Genomic DNA, 2,099 nt, shown 5'->3' on the forward strand with positions numbered 1-2,099 from the left:
AAGTAACTGATTGCAGTTTTTTCTATTTGGGGGCTGTCTTAACGCGACAGCCCCTGGCTCTAAACATTGTAAGTCTGATTGCCAACCAACCCTACCCGCTTTTGCCAGAGGCTCCACAAAGCTTTTATTGACAGGATTTATGCGGGAAAGAAACGGGCATGGATAGCATTAACAGCTTGTTTCGCTTTATCTTCCGCAACCAAACAGGATATGCTGATTTCCGAGGTGCTAATAACCTCAATATTAATGCCTTCATCAGCCAATGCGCCAAAGGTGGCAGCAGCAATCCCTGGATTGCCTAACATGCCTGCGCCTACTACCGACACTTTAGCTACATGCTCATCTATGATTAAACCGCTAAATTCCATTTCTTTAGCCAATTTTTCCAAAATAAGCTTAGCCTGAGGAACATCACCTTGAGCAACAGTGAATACCATGTCAATTATATTTTTATCCATAGCGCGCATACTCTGAACTATCATATCCACATCAATATTGGCATCAGCGAGCGCAGAAAATATTTTATAAGCAATACCTGGGCGGTCTGGTACTCCCAATACTGCAATTTTAGCAACATTGCTATCATGTGTTACACCACGGATTACAAACTCTTTTTCTTCCATCGTATATTCCTCCCTGATAAATGTACCTGGTTCATCGGTGAAGGTGGAACGAACATGAATTGCCATACCATAATGCTTACCCAATTCTACAGAACGCGGATGCATTACACCAGCACCGAGGCGAGCCATTTCAAGCATTTCGTTATGTGTAATCTCTTTCATCCGTTTAGCATTTGGCACAACCCGCGGATCAGAAGTATAAATACCATCAACATCGGTAAAAATCTCGCAATGATCAGCCTTTAAGCTGGCTGCCACTGCAACCGCGGTAGTATCAGAACCCCCCCGGCCTAAGGTAGTAATATCCCCTGCTTGGGTTATCCCTTGAAAACCGGCTATTACTACAATTTTACCAGCATCAAGTTCCTTATGTACTTTTGTAGGGTCAATGTCAATAATCTTGGCCTTGTTAAAAACCTCATTGGTGGTTATACCAGCTTGAAAACCAGTCATAGACACGGCCTCATGTCCTAACTTGTGAAATGCCATGGCTAACAGCGCAATCGATACTTGTTCACCTGTAGCCATCAACATATCCATTTCTCTAGCTACAGGCTGATCAGTAACTTCTTTAGCCAAACTTATCAAATCATCGGTAGTATCTCCCATTGCTGATACCACCACAACAATTTTATCGTCAGGTTTTTTTTCCCGCAATACTCGCTTGGCAACTGCCATAATTTTTTCTGGTGTAGCTACGGAGCTTCCGCCAAATTTTTTTACAATAAGTGCCATGCCTTTCCTCCTTTTCTTTACAGCATATAAATCAGCATGGCTGATATTATTCTCCATATAAATACAAATTCCTTCTGTAAAAGGACAAAACTAGCAAGAATTTAATGAATTAATATACTAGCAATGCAAAATAAAGAAAAGTCAGGAGTGATTCACCCTGACTTTAAATATATATTATCCTTCTACAGTAATGGCCTTAGACCCTTCCCATAAGCCATGAATATTGCAGTATGCTTCAGCAACAAAGGTTCCGGAAGCATTTAATTTGACAACTGCTTTACCAAATGGTTCAGTGTAAGCAGGCCCCTTATTGGCACCTTCTACGGATTCGCCATGGGCGTTAAATTCAAAAGTCGCTACTTCATAAGCAAACTTTCCATTGTCAGGTTTAAAATATAGCTTTATCCAGCGAATATGATGTTCTGTTGTATTCGGATGAGGAATTTCTTTTCCTACACAAACTTCAACAGTAACCTTTTCCCCAGCCTTTACCTGGCTTGGTGCCTCAATCACAGGCACATGTTTTTCGGTTTTCCAATCAGCACTTTGTACTAAATCCGCAATTTTCATAATAAACCCCTCCAGGTTATTATCATTATTTAATCAGATAATAATTATTATTCCTCACAAAAAGCTACATTCCTTTTTTTTTTTGGAAAGAAACATAGAAAAAAATCTTCCTTATATAGTATTCGTAGTTCATTATTTATATATTCGAACTTTCAAACTTTTCAACTGTTG

The 2,099-nt window shown here is 39.8% G+C and carries 2 protein-coding genes; both read right to left on the reverse strand.

Going from position 1 to position 2,099, the window contains the following annotated elements:
- Nucleotides 1-137 precede the first annotated feature (137 nt).
- Nucleotides 138-1,358: an aspartate kinase gene (locus AC29Z1_RS17125; RefSeq protein ID WP_488272657.1), complete on the reverse strand. Its 1,221-nt coding sequence runs from the start codon at nt 1,356-1,358 to the stop codon at nt 138-140.
- 174 nt (nt 1,359-1,532) lie between these two features.
- Complete coding sequence (locus AC29Z1_RS17130) at nt 1,533-1,928, reverse strand: class II SORL domain-containing protein (protein WP_488272658.1); 396 nt, start codon at nt 1,926-1,928, stop codon at nt 1,533-1,535.
- Between the last annotated feature and the right edge of the window lie 171 nt (nt 1,929-2,099).

The organism is Sporomusa sp. (assembly GCF_057736855.1).

Bases quoted from the DNA above. Each gene is read 5' to 3' on its own strand.
- AC29Z1_RS17125 (WP_488272657.1), bottom strand. From the start codon at position 1,358: ATGGCACTTATTGTAAAAAAATTTGGCGGAAGCTCCGTAGCTACACCA.
- AC29Z1_RS17130 (WP_488272658.1), bottom strand. From the start codon at position 1,928: ATGAAAATTGCGGATTTAGTACAAAGTGCTGATTGGAAAACCGAAAAA.